Annotated in this window: 11 protein-coding genes; 2 read left to right on the top strand and 9 right to left on the bottom strand. The window is 33.8% G+C overall.

All coding sequences use genetic code 11. The features are described from left to right. Nucleotides 1-7 precede the first annotated feature (7 nt). On the top strand, nt 8-1,114 hold the full coding sequence (locus tag HYN86_RS13050; RefSeq protein WP_113678422.1) for an NADH:flavin oxidoreductase: 1,107 nt from the start codon (nt 8-10) through the stop codon (nt 1,112-1,114). A gap of 559 nt (nt 1,115-1,673) precedes the next feature. Here HYN86_RS13050 and HYN86_RS13045 read toward each other — a convergent pair. The 6 genes from HYN86_RS13045 to HYN86_RS13020 form a co-directional block, all read right to left on the bottom strand. After that, a complete protein-coding gene (locus HYN86_RS13045; protein ID WP_113678421.1) occupies nt 1,674-2,810 on the bottom strand; it encodes an acyltransferase family protein in 1,137 nt (378 codons plus the stop codon). 87 nt (nt 2,811-2,897) lie between these two features. Continuing rightward, on the bottom strand, nt 2,898-3,545 hold the full coding sequence (locus tag HYN86_RS13040) for a DUF1349 domain-containing protein (RefSeq protein ID WP_113678420.1): 648 nt from the start codon (nt 3,543-3,545) through the stop codon (nt 2,898-2,900). A gap of 147 nt (nt 3,546-3,692) precedes the next feature. Beyond that, nucleotides 3,693-5,909, bottom strand: coding sequence for a glycoside hydrolase family 3 C-terminal domain-containing protein (locus HYN86_RS13035; protein ID WP_113678419.1), 2,217 nt, complete (start codon nt 5,907-5,909; stop codon nt 3,693-3,695). 206 nt (nt 5,910-6,115) lie between these two features. Then, complete coding sequence (locus HYN86_RS13030; RefSeq protein ID WP_113678418.1) at nt 6,116-7,765, bottom strand: DUF6377 domain-containing protein; 1,650 nt, start codon at nt 7,763-7,765, stop codon at nt 6,116-6,118. Nucleotides 7,766-7,982: 217 nt separating this feature from the next. Continuing rightward, the gene (locus HYN86_RS13025) at nt 7,983-10,241 is read right to left on the bottom strand and encodes an acyl-CoA dehydrogenase family protein (protein WP_113679938.1); all 2,259 of its coding nucleotides are present in this window, start codon (nt 10,239-10,241) and stop codon (nt 7,983-7,985) included. Between the two features lie 247 nt (nt 10,242-10,488). Further along, nucleotides 10,489-11,403, bottom strand: a complete 915-nt coding sequence (locus tag HYN86_RS13020) for an EamA family transporter (protein ID WP_113678417.1) — start codon at nt 11,401-11,403, stop codon at nt 10,489-10,491. 109 nt (nt 11,404-11,512) lie between these two features. Between HYN86_RS13020 and HYN86_RS13015 the strand changes: the two genes are divergently transcribed. Then, the gene (locus tag HYN86_RS13015) at nt 11,513-12,937 is read left to right on the top strand and encodes an aminotransferase-like domain-containing protein (RefSeq protein WP_113678416.1); all 1,425 of its coding nucleotides are present in this window, start codon (nt 11,513-11,515) and stop codon (nt 12,935-12,937) included. Between the two features lie 129 nt (nt 12,938-13,066). On the opposite strand, the gene HYN86_RS13010 is transcribed toward HYN86_RS13015, so the two are convergent. The 3 genes from HYN86_RS13010 to HYN86_RS13000 all read right to left on the bottom strand — a co-directional run bounded on the left by HYN86_RS13010 (nt 13,067) and on the right by HYN86_RS13000 (nt 16,427). After that, nucleotides 13,067-14,014 carry a bestrophin family protein gene (locus tag HYN86_RS13010; protein ID WP_113678415.1) on the bottom strand — a complete coding sequence of 316 codons (948 nt, stop codon included), beginning with the start codon at nt 14,012-14,014 and terminating at the stop codon, nt 13,067-13,069. Nucleotides 14,015-14,238: 224 nt separating this feature from the next. Continuing rightward, nucleotides 14,239-14,961 (bottom strand): hypothetical protein, encoded by a 723-nt coding sequence (locus HYN86_RS13005; RefSeq protein ID WP_113678414.1) that lies wholly within the window; start codon nt 14,959-14,961, stop codon nt 14,239-14,241. Nucleotides 14,962-15,044: 83 nt separating this feature from the next. Continuing rightward, on the bottom strand, nt 15,045-16,427 hold the full coding sequence (locus HYN86_RS13000; protein WP_113678413.1) for a HAMP domain-containing sensor histidine kinase: 1,383 nt from the start codon (nt 16,425-16,427) through the stop codon (nt 15,045-15,047). Between the last annotated feature and the right edge of the window lies 1 nt (nt 16,428).

Genomic DNA, 16,428 nt, shown 5'->3' with positions numbered 1-16,428 from the left:
AATTACTATGAGTACAAACAACCTGTTTTCAGAATTTAAACTAAAATCGTTAAATCTGAAAAACCGAATCGTAATGGCGCCAATGACGCGCTCATTTTCTCCAAACGGAGTTCCAACTGACGAAGTAGCCGCTTACTACCAAAAAAGAGCTGAAGGCGAAGTTGGTTTAATATTATCTGAAGGAACTGTAATTGACAGACCTTCTTCTTCAAACGATGCTAATGTGCCGCATTTTTACGGAGATTTAGCTTTAAACGGATGGAAAAAAGTTATAGACGAAGTTCACGCTGCGGGAGGTTCTATGGGACCGCAGATCTGGCATATGGGAATTATGGACAATCATCAATCAGGATGGGTGCCGCCAGTTCCTTTTGAAGGTCCGTCTGGATTAAATCGTCCTGACTTTAGAAACGGAGTTTCTATGACTGAAAAAGATATTGAAGATACTATTCTTGCTTTTGGTAAAGCAGCTGCCGACGCTAAAAGATTAGGTTTTGATACTATCGAAATTCACGGTGCACACGGTTATTTAATCGACCAGTTTTTTAGAGCTGAAACCAATTTGCGTGAAGATATTTACGGTGGAAAAACATTGCCGGAACGTAATCGTTTTGCTATTGAAGTTGTAAAAGAAGTGAGAAAACAAGTTGGAAACGACTTTGCTGTTATCATGCGTTTTTCTCAATTTAAACCTTCTGATTACAATTATAAATTAGCTAAAAATCCGCAGGAATTAGAAGCTTGGCTTACTCCTCTTGTTGATGCTGGTGTTGATATTATTCACGCTTCGCAACGCCGTTTCTGGGAACCTGAATTTGAAGATTCTGATTTGAACTTTGCAGGATGGGCTAAAAAAGTAACAGGAGCAACAACTATTACTGTTGGTTCTGTTGGTCTTTCTGGTGATTTCTTTGGCGCTTTTGCTGGAGAAAGTTCTCAGCCGACTTCTTTAGAAGAATTAAACAGACGTTTCGATAGAGGCGATTTTGATTTAGTTGCTGTTGGAAGACCTCTTCTATCTGATCCGAATTGGGTTGCTAAAATTAAAGCTGGGAAAACAGATCAATTGAAAGGTTTTAGTAAAGAGGCTTTAGGGGAATTGGTTTTAGAATAAGTTTTTTTTGAAATCTTTATAAACCAGATATTGTAGAGACGCACTGCAGTGCATCTACAAAAAGTATGTTGGGAATAGAAAAGAATTTAAAAGGGATGAAACATTATAATAATGTTTCATCCTTTTTTTTTAAAACTATTGTTATCAGATTGAAAAATATCTGATTACCGCAATATCTATTTTGACATACTGTACGTAGATGCACTGCAGTGCATCTCTACAATTTACGAATGTGAATAATTTGATTGTTTATTCCTAAACCTCTACCAGAATTAGTTTTTATAAAATTTATAAAAAAATCTATACCATAATAAAATCGTAGAGACGCACAGCAGTGCGTCTACACAAAGTATATCGACAGAGAATAAATTAGAATTTTAATTTCAAAATCAAATTATAAAAATAAAGGGATGAAAAAATAAAACTTCATCCCTTTTTTGAATATCTATAACTAACAAAATTAAGAGATTCAATATTTTTATTTAAGGCTCAGAGAAACAAAGGTTCAAAGGGACAAAGTTTTTCCTTTGAGCCTTTGTCCCTTTGCCTCTTTGCCACTCTAAAAAACTTTTTTCTTTTGGAATTTATTCTGAAGCCAGTTTCTAACAGGTTCGTCGTATAATTTCAAACATACAAATGCCATCACGATGCTGGCTATTAAAACTCCAATACCTTCCAAATATCCATTTTCCATTGAAACTTTATTATCTACAACCCATGCCGTAAACCAATAAATTAACGGATAATGTGTAATGTAAATTGGATACGAAATATCACCTAGAAGTTTGCAGATTTTAAGCGAAAATTCATTTTTAATTTCTCCGCCTGCACCAATGGCAACGATAATTGGAAAAACCAAAATAATACAGAAAGATTCATATAGACCATTGATCCAAAGACTGTTTTCGTCTCCAAATCTTGGTAAAGCTAAAACGATTGTGATTAAGATACTGCAAATCCAAAAAGCATTCTTTACATGAATTAATTTTCCTAAACGGCATAATAAAACCCCAGCAAAAAATGGATACAGCAATCTTGTGAAACCAACATTCATTTGTTCCCAATTCAATGACCATCCGCCGATTACGTCTCCTTTTGGTCCAAAAACAGTATAATTAATTAACAGTCCGGCAAATATCAATACAAAAACTGACAGCACTTTATTCGAAAATTTACGAAAGATTAAGGCGTACAAGATATTGGCAATATATTCGAAAAAAAGCGACCATGCCGGACCATTTAAAGGATGCATTTCTCCCCAGCCTCTAATTTCTAATGAAGGCGGAATTGGCAATAATGTAAATCCGATGACCATTGTCAAAATAACTTTCCAGACTTCCATACCTCCAATCATTGGAAACAATATGTCTGATGCTTGGAAATAGTAAAATATGGCACCTATAATCATCCCCATAATTACCATTGGCTGGAGACGGATTAATCGGCGTTTGTAAAATTCCCACTGCCCCATTTTTCCCCAACGGTCGTCATAAGCGTAAGCCACGACAAATCCAGATAAAAGGAAGAAAAAATCAACAGCAAGATATCCGTGATTGATAATCTGCACAAAACGATTTCCACCTGCGAAAGCTTCAAAAATATGAAAAGCAACTACTAAAATAGCCGCAACTCCACGCAGTCCATCAAGAATTTCGTAATGTTTTTTTGGTTTAATATCAGATGAAATTGAACTCATTTGCTTTTGGTTTAAGTTAGGTTAGGTTTAAATTTTAGATTTTAGATTGCAGATTTGGAATTTGGATTTTTTAAATTGAATTTTAATTTATTGGTGGTTTTTCAACCATTCCGCTCTTCTCTGATCTGGTAAATGTTTTACCGTAAAGTTCTCAAATTTGGCTTCAAAGCCTTTTCCGTCTGGCGAAGCTGCCATTAAACCAATCATAACTGGCGTATTGTCTTGCAAAGGCGCATTTCTAGTCATGATATAATTTTTATCATCAAAAGAATAGAATATTTCGACAGCATCTAATCGTCGTACGGCTTTAATCCAAATAAAAGGAGGCACTTTTTCTAAAGTTGTTACGCTCCAATCACTTTTATCGTGTGTTACAACGGTACTTACATTAAATTTTCCGTCAACAAACTCTACCCCTGTTTTAATATAATTTTTTTCATCAATACGAATCATTAATCCCATTTGATCAAAACGGGCAATGTAATTTCCAGTTAATTTTACTTTGGCTTCAAATTCACCTCCGTAATTAGCGTAGTAAAAAGGTGCATCATCAACTGTGAATCCGTAGTGAGAAATTCTCCAATAATCGCTGTTTGCTGTAACATTCATAATTAGGGCATTGTTTTTAATTTCCCATTTTTCAGGTTCATTAAACCATTGCATTTTATTCAAATTCTGAGCGGAAAGATTCTGAAACAAGACAAAACCAATCGTAAAAAATAATATTCTTTTCATTTTAATTTGATTCTTTATTTTAAAAAAAAGCAAAACTTCTAACGTTTTACATTTAACATTTTACATCTAACTTTTAAGACAAAAGCAAAGCTGCAAATTTTGACACTTGCAGCTTTACAAACCAACCAATTTTTAGAAATAAAAAACTTATTTAAGTGAGAAATTCACTTTAGATTTTAGGTCTGTTGAAGATGCTCCAATAATTGCTTCGAAATCACCAGGTTCAGCCACCCAGTCATGTTTTTTATCATCGAAGAAACTCAAAGCTGTTTTATCAATTGTAAAAGTTACTGTTTTTTCTTCACCTGCTTTAAGCGCAACTTTTTCAAAACCTTTTAATTCTTTTATCGGACGTGCTAAAGAAGATTTTACATCTGTAATGTACAATTGTACTACTTCTGCTCCTTCTCTGCTTCCTGTATTTTTTACATTTACCGAGAACGTAATTTTGTCTCCTGCATTAATTTGTTTTTTATCTGCTGTTACTTTTCCGTAAGCAAAAGTTGTATAGCTTAAACCGTGGCCAAAAGAAAATAAAGGTTTAATTTTATTCTTATCAACCCAGCGGTATCCAACAAAAATACCTTCATTGTATTTTACTTCATCGCCGCCTGGAAATTCTCCTAAAGCGTGAGCGCCATTATCAGCTAATTTTACAGGGAAAGTGAAAGATAATTTTCCAGACGGATTCACATCTCCAACCAAAACATTTGCTAAAGCATTTCCAGCTTCAGTTCCTAAAAACCATCCTTGAACAACTCCCGGAACTTCTTTAATCCAAGGCATTGCGACAGCATTTCCAGAGATATTTACGAAAACAATGTTTTTATTTACTTTCGCTAATTCGCTGATCAATTTATCCTGAGCATAAGGCAGTTCTAAATGTTTACGATCGTGTCCTTCATCATCTTGGTTTTCACTTTTATTTAAACCGCCAATAAAAAGAACAATATCAGCATCTTTTGCAATTTTTAAAGCCTCTGCAGTTAGTTCTGCCTGCGGGCGTTTTTCTTCTAAACTAACTTTAGCTACAACGCCGTTATAGTTGCTAGTAGGATCTCCCACATAACCTCTTGCGTAAACAATTTCAGCTTGATTTCCAATTCTTTTCTTTAAGCCTTCAAGCGGTGTAATTTCGTATCTTGCTTTAAGTGAAGAACTTCCACCTCCAACAGTCATCATTTTGATTGCATTTTCTCCAATTACAGCAATCTTTTTTGTTTTAGAAAGATTGATTGGAAGGATATTATTGTTGTTTTGAAGTAATACAATTCCTTCTTCAGCGATTTTACGACCTGCTAAAGCGTGCTCTTCTGTTCCAAAAGAGCCAAAAGGACGATTTCTGTCCATTGTAGTCAAGAAAGACAAACGAAGAATACGACGTACTTTTTCGTCTAATTCCTTAGTTCCAATTTCTCCCTTTCTGATCATTTCAGAATATGGTTTTGCTAAATAATAATTGTCGTAAGCATTGCTTGTTCCCCAAGAAAGTCCGTTTGTCCAAGAACCAAACTCCATGTCCAAACCATTGTGGATTGCTTGTTTGGTATCATTAACACCGCCCCAGTCTGAAACTACAACACCTTTAAAGCCCCACTCTCCACGTAGAATATCATTTAACAAATATTCGTTATGGCAGCATTGCTGTCCTTTATATTTATTGTAAGATCCCATAATAGACCAAACATCTCCTTCTTGAACAGCAGCTTTAAAAGCAGGAAGGTAAATTTCGTACAATGCACGATCATCAACAACTACGTTTACTGAATTACGATTGGTTTCTTGATTATTTAAAGCGAAATGTTTTACACAGGCAGCAATTCCATTCGATTGCACTCCTTTAATATAAGGAACAACCATTTTAGAAGCTAAAAACGGATCTTCTCCCATATATTCGAAGTTACGACCGTTTAATGGGCTTCTGTAGATATTTACACCTGGACCTAATAATACATTTTTGTTACGAAAACGTGCTTCTTCTCCAATTGATTTACCATATAAAGAAGCCAATTCCTTGTTCCAAGTTGAAGAAAGTGCTGTAAGAGCTGGAAAAGCAATACAAGAATCATTTGTCCATCCCGCCTGATCCCATTCGTCCCACTTAACTTCTGTACGAATTCCGTGTGGTCCATCGGTCATCCAGTTTTCTGGAATTCCAAGTCGTTTTACACCTGGCGAGCTAAATTTAGACTGCGCATGAATCATGGCAATTTTCTCTTCAGTTGTCATTCTTTTAAGTGCATCCTCTACACGTTCATTCATTGGCTTTTTATCATCTAGATAAACTGGCACTTTGCTTTGGGCATTTACACCCAAAGAACTTAGTAAAAGTAAAACAACAATTGTTTTAACGTTTTTAAACATAACAGTATTTATTAAAGCATTAGTTTATAATATAAAACACCTTCTTGATCAAAAGTATTTTTTATCATATGGTAAAACTAAAACGTTATCGTACACGTTACATTTTTAGATAGAAAAAAGTAGTAAATTAAAAAATTAAAACATTGATTAACAGTTAATTAACAAAAAATGTAATTCAAAAAAAGTAGTAGATTTAAAATAAAAAGCTATACTTTCAATGATATTGAACCAATTTTCATAACCATTTCTTCGAAATCGTTTCGTGAAACGGCGGCTTTATTTCGCGCACGAGTTCTGTAGTTGTAAATTGTGCTTAAAGAGTAACGAAGAAATGCGGCGATTTTTACACTATCAGTGATTCCGAGTCTTATAAGTGCAAAAATTCGAAGTTCGGTATTTAATAATTCATTTTGTTTGAGAACAATCTGCTCTTCTGGAATTAATAACGCATTAAAATCTTTTACAAATGTTGGATATAGGTTTAGGAAAATAATATCGAAATTCTTGTATAATTCTTCTAACTCATTATCAACCAAAGTAGTTGACTTTAAAATTTTATAAATTTCATCAAACTGTTTCGCAGTTGCTTTCTTGTTGAGGATAATGCGATAATTTTCCAGTTTATTAATGTAAGTCGAGCAAAGATTAAAGAAATGTGCAATATATTCTTCTTTAACTAAATTAGATTCAGATAACTGCAGATTACTTTCTTGAAGCTGACTGTTTGTTTCGGTAATATCTTTGTTTAATTCTGCTAATTTCTGACTCGTTTCGTAAAGCTCTGTTCGAATTCTCGAAACCTTCTTCATCTGCTTGTAAACGTAAATAATGGCAACCAATAAAAACAATGAAAGCAGACTTATGCAAAGCAGATAAATTTGCAAATCGCTTTTTCGTTGTGCCTCGCGCTCTAAATAAACCGTATTAATGATCGAATACACTTCTGACATTAAGAGCGTTCTAAATTGAACATTACAATAAAGAGCATCTTCAATAGCAGATTGTGTCAATTTATATGCCATGTCAACATCTCCAATTTCATAAAAAACCAAAGCCAATTCCTGCAGTGAAGCATTATCTTTATTGGCATTTTTTATATCGGAAGTGGCAGAAAGTGCGTAGTATTTTTTTCTTTCTTCTAATTGATTATGAGCTTCAGAAATTTTGCCCAGCAAATAAGTAATCATTGCATATTGCGGATCTTCTTCTTTTATTTTATGAAGCAAACTGAGTAATTCCTTTTTGGGCTTTTCTGACTTTTTATTGATAAAAATATCCTGCTGAATTCTATTAATTTGATATTCTAAAGTATTTGGATTTAAAACACTTAACAGCGAATCTCTATATTTTCCAATCTGTTTTCTATATTCGCGATTGTCACTATTCGCCGCGTAATGTTCAAAAAACTCCCTATACGAAATATAGTAATTGGGAAGCAATGAAACTGTCAGATTCTTTTTGTTTATACTTTTTAAAAGGGCTTCGGATTCGCGGTATTTTCCTGAAGATGAATAAAGTGTTACCAATTGCAGTTGCGCCAAATTAAACAGTTCTTGATCTTGAAGTTCTTCTGCGATTTTAAGATTCTTTTTTACATATTGAATCGCCGAATCTGAGTTTAATTTTTGATATTCAAAATATAGCGTTTTATTGTAATTGTACTGCTGCTCTTTACTAAGATTTTCAGACTTTAATTTCTTGAAGTTAAGGATTCTTTCTTCCTTAATTTTAACATACTGCTGCTTATTTTTTATTGCATCATTCAGTTCCTTTAGAATGGCATCTGTATCTTTCTCCAATGCAGAAATTGGAAAGCTTACTGTAAAAATTAAGAGAAATAAAAAATATTTTTTCAAGTCGATTTAGTATAAAGGGAATTACAAATATAGAAAAGCAAAAATATATAATATGAATTATTTAAAAGGGGTAAAATGTACGAAACAAGAGGTGTTTTTTGTTTTTGTTATAAAAAATAAAATCACAAAATTGTAATTCCTATAAATAAATCGATTTCATTTAGCGAAAAAATAAAGCTCTGTCTGAGTTTTATTCTCAGGCAGAGCTCCCTTTAAATTATACAGCGATTGGCGCCGCTAAACAGCTTTCAGGAATATCAAATGCATTAACCAAAGCTACAGCATCTGGACGAATGTCCCAGCAAAGCTGATTAACCATTTTACGGACAGCTTTTGTTTTTACTGCTTCCATATAACCGTCTTCTAAATACCAAGCTTTATTTTTTTCAATCTGCGAAAGTGCAAATAATTGACTCAATTTTGTTAAAATTGTTTTAGACTCTTCATCTTCAATTTCATTTATTGCAAGTTGAAATTGTTCCAGAACTACTCTTTCTAGATAGGCTTGAGCAACATCTATCATTTGATGCTGTACGACATTAAACGCATCATAAGCTTCTAAGCCTCCATCAACTAATTTTTTAATACGTCGGGCCGCAGACGCCAGAATTGTTTTTTCCCGATGGACAAAAGCCTGCAAATGAAATTCGCCGTCCAGCAGATGTTCGTCATCTGTTTTGCGAGTTGCAATCGGATTTTTCTCTGTAATTGCTGTTCTGGCATTTTCATAAACATAATTAATAATGCCCAGAGAACCCATTTCGCCAAATGTTTTTCTGAATTCAGACAAACGATTTTTGGCTACCAACTGCATTAAAACTGTATTATCACCTTCAAAAGTTGTATAAATTTCAGTATCATTTTTTAAGGCATCAATTCGATTTTCAGACAAATATCCTTTTCCACCACAGGCTTCACGGCATTCTTGCAGAATATCTCTGGTACTCCAAGTCGAATACGATTTCATCCCTGCAGCAAGTGCTTCGATTTCCTGCATTTCGTTTTCTGTTTTGTTTAAAAACCTTTTCGTCAAATATTGAAGTGCAAAATGAACTGCATAAGTTTTAGCTAAATGAGGCAACAATCTGCGCTGATGCATTCTGTAGTTTAAAATTGACACTTCAGATCCGCCTTCTGGTCCAAATTGTCTTCTTTGATCGCTATAGCGAATGGCAATTGTTAACCCAGATTTAGCTGCCGCCAAAGCCGAACGCGGAATTCCTATTCTTCCTCCTACCAAAGTTCCTAACATGGTGAAAAATCTTCTGTTATCACTTGGAATCGGACTTTCGAATTCTCCTTTTTCATTTACAGAAGCAAAACGATCGAGCATATTTTCTTTCGGAATTACAACGTTGTCGAAACTAATGGTTCCGTTATCAACACCATTTAATCCCATTTTATGACCGCAATCGCCAATCGTAACACCTTCTACAACCTTTCCATTTGGATCGCGTAATGGAACAACAAATGCATTTACACCATAATCATGATCATCAATAATTAGTTTTGCAAAAACAGTTGCCATTTGTCCGTGAACTGCTGCGTTGCCAATATATTCTTTTTGTGCATTTTTATAAGGCGTATGAATTGTAAAAGTCTGATCGTTATGATTGTAAGTGGCTGTTGTTTCCAATCCCTTTACGTTCGATCCATGATGTGTTTCGGTCATGGCAAAACATCCTGGAAGTTTTAGTGAACCAATGTCTTGTAAATATTTGGCGTAATGTTTTTCTGTTCCTAACGACTGAACACTCATTCCCCACAATCCAAACTGAACACCAAATTTTATGACCAAACTTAAATCATGATAACTCAGCGTTTCCATAATTGCAAAATAATCGGCTATATTTTCGCCTCCGCCATATCTTTTGGGGTAAGCCATATTTCCCAGATTTTCATCGGCTAGAATTTTGCACCATTTATAAACCGTCTCCCTAAAAACATTGATATCGGTAGAAGTTTCATACGCAAATTCAGGTCTAGAAATAACTGACTTTACTTTCTCTATAATTGCAGCCTCTTTTCCGTCTAAAATTTTGGTAATTTTCTGAATATCGAAAGTGGCATTGGTATGAGTATCTGCGGTAAAAGAACCTGCTTTGGTTTTGAAATTCTGAAGTGCTTCTTCGCCTAAAATTCCTAAATCATTTTCTAGTTTTACAACATCAGATTCAATTGGCGTCAAATCTAATTCACCACCAGATAATGCCTTTGCAATATCGAAAATCGATTTGATAGAAGATTTATCCTGAATACTTTTTTCAATGTCCAATTTCCATTGTTTGAGTTCATTTCGCGAAGGCGGATTTGAAATATCTGCTTTAGAAAGAAGATATTGTTTTTCTTCTTCTGATAAAACTGCCAGTGAATTAATAAATTCCTGAAGTTTTGAAAATTCTTTTTGTGTCAGTAAATCATCTGACCATACTAAGTAAAATAATGGTGCAAAGGCTTGAAGTTTGGTATTTTTCATATCAATAGGTTCGGTTTGTATTAGATTTTTTTTGCCACAGAATAGACAGATTAAAAGGATTTGAATTGAATTGAATTTTTCATACAAAGAAAATAATCTTGTTCATCTGTTAAATCTGAGGCTAACTATTTTTACGCTTTATCGCACAAAAAAACAGGAATGAAAAATAATCATTCCTGTTTAAACATCCTGTTAAGATTCTGGTAATTTTCGATTTTAAACCAATAAAAAATATGAAAACTAATTATTAAGAGCCTTTGGATATTGCGGTCCATTTTTGCTTTATTGCAAAAATATGATGTGAATTAAAAACTAACACTGCAATAAAAATAATTGCATAAGATGTAATTTGCAAAGCAGTAATATTTTCTTTAAAAACAAAGGCTGCCAATCCAAATGCAATCATCGGATTGATGTTTAGCAACATTCCAACTGTTGAAGAATTGATTCCAGAAAGTGCGTACAAATTCAGGAAAAGCGGTACAATTGTAAATAAGATTGCGATTGTTTCTATACAGAAATAAAATTTAAATTCTGTTGGAATCGGTCCTCCATAACTTGGATAAAATGGCACTAAAAACAAGGCAGCCAATGTAATATGAAACGTTAATACAACAAATTTATCAAAACCTTTATTAGCGCGCTGGCTGACTAAATAAGCAGCATATGTTAAACCAATAATGATGCTGAAAAACATATCCATAATATCGGCATAAGACAGTATTAAACAGCCCGAAATACTTAATCCAACCGAAATCCATTGTGTCTTTGACAGCTTTTCGTGCAGGATAAAATACGCGAGCAATGTTGTCAAAATAGGACAAACCAAATACGCCAGAGAAGTTGCTTTTACACTTACATGATTCATTACGTAAATGAATGTAAACCAATTACCCATTAAAAATGCACTCCCTCCGATATTCAGTAAAATCGATTTTCTTTTTTCTGATTTCGGCATTGCCTTAAAGATTTCAATCGTCTCTTTAATTTTCTTTCTTTTAAATAATAAAGCAATTAAAAGCATCAAAATACTACAGCTGAAAACGCGGAAGAAAAGAATATCTAATGAAGGATAATCATGTATTGGTCTTAAAACCAAACTAAAAAATCCCCATATAGTATAAGCGGTAATAGCTGCTATGTAATATTTTGTTGTTTTCACAAATTCTCTTTTTGAATTGTTTTCTTTTGATGAAGCAAATTTCTAAAAAATAAAACAGCAATACAGATACAGTTTTTGTAAATTGCAGCATAACAGTTTTATTTTTTTTATGAAAAACTCCAATTACTTATACCTGCAGTTTGCTGACCGAATTGAAAAACAAATAAAATCTGGCGTTTTAAGTGTTGGTGATAAACTGCCTTCTATTCGAGAAGTCTGCGCCGAAACTGGCTACAGCATGAGCACAGTAAGCAAAGCTTATTATGAGGTTGAAAGCCGTTCTTTAATTGAATCAAGACCCCAGTCTGGTTATTATGTGAGTAACATTTCGGCAAGAATTATTGCAGAACCTTCTTCGAGTTCACCAATCCTGAGCGTTGAAAACATTGAGCGTGAAGATTTGGTCGATCTGGTTTATGGAGACATGCGTAAAAAAGATCTTACAATGCTTTCACTCGGATTTCCATCAAATGAATTGCTGCCCATTGCAAAACTGAATAAAGGAATGGTTCAAGCAATGCGTCAGCTGCCTAACAGCGGCACTAGTTATGAGGAAATTCAGGGAAATAGTAATTTGCGTAAAGAAATCGCACGATGGTCTTTTACTTGGGGCGGTTCTTTGACAGAAGATGATATTATTACAACTCCTGGCTGTATTTCAGCTATTTCAGATTGTTTACTAACTTTGACTAAACCTGGAGATACAATTATTACAGAAAGTCCCGTATATTTTGGTATTCTGCAGCTGGCGAGATCTTTAGGATTGTATGTAATGGAGCTTCCAACCAACATGACAACTGGAATTGAACTGGAAGCCGTAAAAAAAACACTTGCATCTAATAAGGTTAAAGCGTGTGTACTAATGAGTAATTTTAGTAATCCGTCTGGCAGTATGATGCCGAATGAGCATAAACAGGAGATTGTTCGTTTAATGGATTTTTATAATGTTCCTTTAATAGAAGATGATCTTCACAGTGATTTGTATTTTGGCGCAAGCCGACCTTCGAGCTGTAAGACGTATGATGAGAGCGGTATTGTACTTTGCTGCAGTTCGGTTTCTAAAACTTTGGCGCCGGGCTATCGTGTGGGATGGGTTTCTCCTGGGAAATTTAAAAAAGAAATTCTAAGAACCAAGCTGTATCACACCATTTCTAATCCTACCATAACCCACGAAGTTGTCGGCGATTTTCTAAAAAATGGCCGATACGAGAATCATCTTCGCAAAATACGCCAGATTTTAAATCGTAACTGTACCAATTATATCAATACCATTTTAGAATCTTTTCCTGCTGGAACAAAGGTGAGCCAGCCTCAAGGCGGTTTTTTTCTTTGGGTAGAATTAGACAAAAAAATAGATACTGCGGCTTTTTATCATCTTGCTTTGAAACACAATATCAGCATTGCGCCTGGGAGAATTTTTTCTTTTCAAAATCAATTTTCGAATTGTATGCGCTTGAGTTTTGGACTTCCTTGGTCAAACGAGCTGCGAACGGCTATACAAACTCTCGGCAGACTGGCAAAAACACAATTATAGATTAAGTTTTTGTAATCATATATATGCATAAACATGGGATGCAAACTACACCTATATAAAATAAAAAAACTGGACAGCGCAACTACACACTGTCCAGCCAACAATTAAAAGAAGACCAAAATTAAATTTCTATAAGACGAAATAAGCGCCTTTTTCGACTATTTTAGGTTCGTCGTTCAATTCAAATTCGTTTAGAATATCAAATTCGCTTTGGTATTCATTCAGCATTTGTTTTATATTTTTTTCTATTGTATTTGCAATAGTGGTAACAGGCGTATCTGTTGGTCTGTTTTCAAATGGATCCTGCAAATGAATCGCCATTCTTTCGATCAAAAAGAAAGCTCCTCCAATTGCTGTGATCAACGGAATCGCAAACCAGCTCAAAACACTTGTTAGCCCGAAAGGCAGTAATAAAATAAACAAACACAATGTCAATCGAATGTACATACTGTATGTTGTTGGAAATATGGTGTTTTTAATTCTTTCACATTTTCCCATTTCATCACATAGTCTAGACAGAGTATTATCGATTTCTACCTGTTGGTAAGTATTGATTTTCTTGTCATTTTTAGCATTTCTAAGATCTCTTGCATGAAGCATTAAAATTGCATTAGGAACATTTTGATGATTTTTAATGTATCGTATTTCTTCATCACTCATTAATCCTTCCAATGGTTCTACGGCGTCTTTATTTCGCAGTGACTGCCCTAAACTATAACACCATGCAATCTGTCTTTTGGCAAAATTTTCTTTGAATTCACTGGCTTCAACAGAAAAATCTGGATCTTTGTAAAACGTCAAAACCTGACGAATTAATGTTCTGGAATCGTTGACAACGGCTCCCCAAACAATTCTTGCTTCCCACCATCTATCGTATGCCTGATTGGACTTAAACGCAAGCAAAAGTGAAATAATCGTTCCAATCATAGTTGGAATCGCAATTGGAATATCTACAGGAAGTGTAACAAAGTAATGGTGAAATATTTCAAATACTACGGTATACGCTAATACCAGAACAATTTCGACTTTAATTTTCCCGAGAACGTACTTCATTGGTATTCTTTTCTTTAATAACATATTTTCGGTTTTAAATTAAATATTTATAGTTTTTTAGTACTCAGTGAATTAGTACTTAGTGATTAGTTGTTAGTTGTTAGTTAGATAGTTTAGACTAATATTTATTTATAATTACATTGCAAAATCGAGTAATTATAAGGATTCCGTTAAAATTAGTAACTAAGAACTAACAACTAATCACTAAGAACTAAGGACTAAGGACTAAAGGACTAACAACTAAAGACTTAAACAATCTCTTCGTACAATGAAAGCACCGGAAGTCCCAGCTTTTCATTGACATTTTCTTTTTTGACTTTTTTAAATTTGATTTTTTCTCCTTTTCGAGTTTCTACCAGCATATCGATATTATGTTTTGAAATGGCTTCTGATAAAAATGGAGCAATATTCTCGTAATTATCTTCAAAATTGGCAGTCTGACTTACTATTTCGAACGAGAAATTTTCACTTAAATACTGCTGTACATCTTTAACATGAATACTTTTGCTTGAATTTTCAACATAAAGAGCCTTGCTGAAAACTTCTTTATTAATTTCTGTACTTAAATGCAGAATTGGACATTTTTGATTTCCAGCCAATTGAATCAAATATTGATGAATTCTTTTGGTTTCTTGTTTATAAGAATGTGTCAGGATAACCAATTTTACAGAAAAAGCTTCTATAAGACGTTTGAAAATTGGAGCCGAAAGTCCGTATTGGTTATGAACTTTCAGTTTTGTGTTTGGAGTATGATCGATGATATATCTGCAGGTTTCCAGTACTTCTTCCTGACTTTTTGTTAGTCCGGATCTCATTTCTCGCAAAAAGCTGGAAGAGGAAAATGTGTCTGGCGCTTCTGAAACTAATACTAAAATAATTTCTGATTCAGTATTTTTGGACTGATTCACCGCCGATTTTACAGCCGAAATTGTATCATCTTTTAAAGTCGTAGGTATAAGAAAGTTTTTCATAAGTATAATCGTTTAGTTTATACCTACAAAATAACTATCCGCTAATTAGACCCTTCTTAATTTAAAATTAGAATTTTCTAAGATTAAACATTAGAATTTTTAATCTTTAACTTTTTAAAGATTATTGTAACAATTGTACCCTTATCTTGTTCAGACTGTACCTGCAGTTCTCCTTCGTGCATCCTGATGATTTTAGATGCCAAAGGTAATCCTAAACCATAACCAATGTATTTCGCTGCAATTTTACCTCTAAAGAAAGGTTCGTATAAGTGCGGAATATCTTCTGGCGGAATTCCGATACCAATATCATTAATCGTAATTTTTATCATCTCCTCGTTTGCCGAAAGATTTACGAACACTTCATTATTATCAGAATATTTTACACCATTGGTAATAATATTATTAATTGCCAATTCTAATAATGGTTTATTACAAGGCAGTAATAGAAAATTAGAATCTTTTGGTGCAAAATTAAGTATGATACTTACTCGGTTGCCTGGGAATATTTTATCCAAATCAGATTTTACATCCAGCAGCAGCTCGTCTATTCGAGCAATATCAGATACTTGCTTTTGCCCATCATATCCAGTCTGTGTAAGTTTCAGTAAGCTTTCGGTTAAATTTCCTAGTCTTGATGCCTGACTGTAAATATTTTCTAAGGACTCTACATATTCGTATACTTCACGCTCTTTGAGCAGCATTATCTCTGCCTCGGCAATAATTGTAGTTATAGGCGTTTTTAATTCGTGAGAGGCATTATTAATAAAATTGGCCTGGATTTCAAAAGAAGTTTCCAGTCTGTCCAGCATATTATTAAAAGTGTTGGTCAAATCGGATATTTCATCTGAATTTTTAACTTCGGGCAGACGATTATGAAGATTAGAAGCGCTGATTCGTTTTACTTCTTTTGTAATTCTTGCCACAGGATTAATTACTCTTTTTGCCAAAAAACGTCCTAAAAGAAAAGCCAAAATTACAAAACCAATACCGCCAAAAAGCATGATTTTTACAATGTAAACTGTTGTATCTTTTCCTTTACGGTCTCGTGCTCCAACAATTACAATATACTTTTGTCCGTTTTCTTCAAAAATCTGACCTAAATAATATTTATTATCTCTCTCGTAAGAATCTTTTCCTGTACTTAAAATATTGGTATAAAAAGTATTTGGAAGGTTTAAATTAGTATTATAATCAAAACTATTATGACTATTTATTTTTAGTACATACTCTTCCTCTTCAATTAATTCTTCGAGACCATTTTTTTGAAGATTTTTGTAATACTTAATTTTTTCTGGATCTTTTTGAAAATGAATTGACGCTACAATTTTTGACCTGTCATCTAACCGTTTTAAAAAGTGGTAACGATTGTTTTCTCTGAACAAGAAAAAAACAATAATACACAATAACGATGTACTAAAGGTTGAAAGGGCAACGTAGTTAAAAGTAATTTTTTTTCTAATATCCATT

This window comes from Flavobacterium fluviale (assembly GCF_003312915.1).
Classification (GTDB): domain Bacteria; phylum Bacteroidota; class Bacteroidia; order Flavobacteriales; family Flavobacteriaceae; genus Flavobacterium; species Flavobacterium fluviale.
This window is presented reverse-complemented; position numbering and strand designations above follow the sequence as displayed.

Excerpts from the sequence above, each read along its gene's own strand:
- HYN86_RS13005 (WP_113678414.1), bottom strand. The coding sequence starts at position 14,961 with ATGAAAAACTTTCTTATACCTACGACTTTAAAAGATGATACAATTTCG.
- HYN86_RS13045 (WP_113678421.1), bottom strand. The coding sequence starts at position 2,810 with ATGAGTTCAATTTCATCTGATATTAAACCAAAAAAACATTACGAAATT.
- HYN86_RS13025 (WP_113679938.1), bottom strand. The coding sequence starts at position 10,241 with ATGAAAAATACCAAACTTCAAGCCTTTGCACCATTATTTTACTTAGTA.
- HYN86_RS13015 (WP_113678416.1), top strand. The coding sequence starts at position 11,513 with ATGAAAAACTCCAATTACTTATACCTGCAGTTTGCTGACCGAATTGAA.
- HYN86_RS13050 (WP_113678422.1), top strand. The coding sequence starts at position 8 with ATGAGTACAAACAACCTGTTTTCAGAATTTAAACTAAAATCGTTAAAT.
- HYN86_RS13035 (WP_113678419.1), bottom strand. The coding sequence starts at position 5,909 with ATGTTTAAAAACGTTAAAACAATTGTTGTTTTACTTTTACTAAGTTCT.
- HYN86_RS13040 (WP_113678420.1), bottom strand. The coding sequence starts at position 3,545 with ATGAAAAGAATATTATTTTTTACGATTGGTTTTGTCTTGTTTCAGAAT.
- HYN86_RS13010 (WP_113678415.1), bottom strand. The coding sequence starts at position 14,014 with ATGTTATTAAAGAAAAGAATACCAATGAAGTACGTTCTCGGGAAAATT.
- HYN86_RS13000 (WP_113678413.1), bottom strand. The coding sequence starts at position 16,427 with ATGGATATTAGAAAAAAAATTACTTTTAACTACGTTGCCCTTTCAACC.